The organism is Streptomyces sp. DT224, assembly GCF_049844595.1.
Taxonomy (GTDB): Bacteria; Actinomycetota; Actinomycetes; order Streptomycetales; family Streptomycetaceae; genus Streptomyces.
On the sequence record NZ_JBNCLI010000034.1, the window covers coordinates 1 to 1,512 of the forward strand.

2 protein-coding genes are annotated in these 1,512 nt (G+C 68.1%); one reads left to right on the top strand and one right to left on the bottom strand.

Annotation, left to right across the window (positions count from 1 at the left end):
* Nucleotides 1-88: 88 nt before the first annotated feature.
* Nucleotides 89-490, bottom strand: a complete 402-nt coding sequence (locus ACLQ2N_RS35885) for a hypothetical protein (RefSeq protein ID WP_425819977.1) — start codon at nt 488-490, stop codon at nt 89-91.
* A 127-nt stretch (nt 491-617) separates the two neighbouring features.
* Between ACLQ2N_RS35885 and ACLQ2N_RS35890 the strand changes: the two genes are divergently transcribed.
* Nucleotides 618-1,512 (top strand): IS701 family transposase (locus tag ACLQ2N_RS35890; RefSeq protein ID WP_425819978.1); only part of this gene is annotated, 895 nt, incomplete at its 3' end.

Genomic DNA, 1,512 nt, shown 5'->3' on the forward strand with positions numbered 1-1,512 from the left:
CTAATACTCCAGCTGTAGATCGTGATCTTGATCGCGGTGAGGCCGCCGTGCGTTGAGCGGTCTCATGCTGGGATGGGCGTCTCGCGGGTCACTTGCTCGGGCCGGCGATGACGATGTCGATGGCGTTGGCGTCTGGTCCCGGTGTGTTCACGGCGACGCGTACGTTGAACTGGCCGCGGTCGCCCGCTCGGTGCACGAAGCGGGTCTGCTGCTCGACATCGCCGACTGCGATGCGCCCGTCAGACAGCGGGAGGGGGCCGTCGAAGACAGTGGTGAACTCCGGGTTCGGGCGTGGGGCCTGCGGGTCATAAGGCGGTGTGAAGAGACGCACCTTGATCAGCCCTCTCTGGGGTCGAACCCGGACGGCCACGTGAGTGTCGCAACCGGCTGCGGGGGCGGCGTTCAGAGCGAGGGAGAGTGGCACCCAGTCGGTTGCCCCGAGGTGCAGAACGGGGTGATTGACGTAGATGTCGACGCCGGCGATCTGCATGGTGTTCCTCCTGCCCGGTATGGCTGCGGCCACCGTTGATCATCGGTGTGTGAAGACAAACGATCATGTGGTGGCCGCAGGTCACAGCGTAGACCCTGCCCGCTGGCAGGAAGGGTTCGAGGAGCTGATGGGGCGCATAGCCGGACGGTTCGCGCGGGTGGAGGCCCGGCGCCGGGCGGGACGGCTGGTGCTCGGGCTGCTGTCGGACCTGCCACGCAAGAACTGCTGGACGATCGCCGAGTGGGCCGGGGAAGCGACACCACATGGCATGCAGCATCTGCTGTGCCGAGCCTCCTGGGACGCCGACGCGGTTCGGGACGACGTACGCGACTACGTCGTGGAGCAGCTGCACGACGAGCGGGCAGTCCTCGTCGTCGACGAGACCGGTGACCTGAAGAAGGGCGCCCACACGGTCGGGGTGCAGCGTCAATACACCGGCACGGCGGGCCGGGTCGAGAACTCTCAGGTCTCTGTCTATCTCGTCTACGCGGGAGCGCGCGGACACGCGGCGGTGGACCGTGAGCTCTACGTCCCGCGTTCGTGGACATGCGAGCCGGACCGCTGCCGGGCCGCCGGCCTCCCCGAGGACACAGCCTTTGCAACCAAGCCGGAGCTGGCCGTCCGTATGATCGGCCGGTTCCTCGACGCCGGACACCGCGTGGACTGGGTCACGGGCGACGAGGTTTACGGCGGCAACCCGCGCCTGCGGACCGCACTGGAAGAACGTGGGGTCGGCTTCGTGTTGGCCGTCGCCTCCTCGGCGGACGTCATCACCAGTGCGGGCAAGTTCCGGGCCGACGCGCTGGCCGCGAAGGTGCCCAAGCGGGCCTGGCAGAAGCTGTCGGCCGGGGCCGGGGCCAAAGGGCACCGCTTCTACGACTGGGCGGTCATCGACTTGGCCGACTCCGGACCGAACCACCACCAACTGCTGATCCGCCGCAACCGCACTACCGGCGAACGGGCCTACTACCGTTGCTCCTCGCCTGCTCCGGCACCCCTTGCCACGCTGGTCCGCGTCGCCG

What these genes read in the sequence shown, in the direction of transcription:
- ACLQ2N_RS35885 (WP_425819977.1), bottom strand. Translation starts at nt 490, where the DNA reads ATGCAGATCGCCGGCGTCGACATCTACGTCAATCACCCCGTTCTGCAC.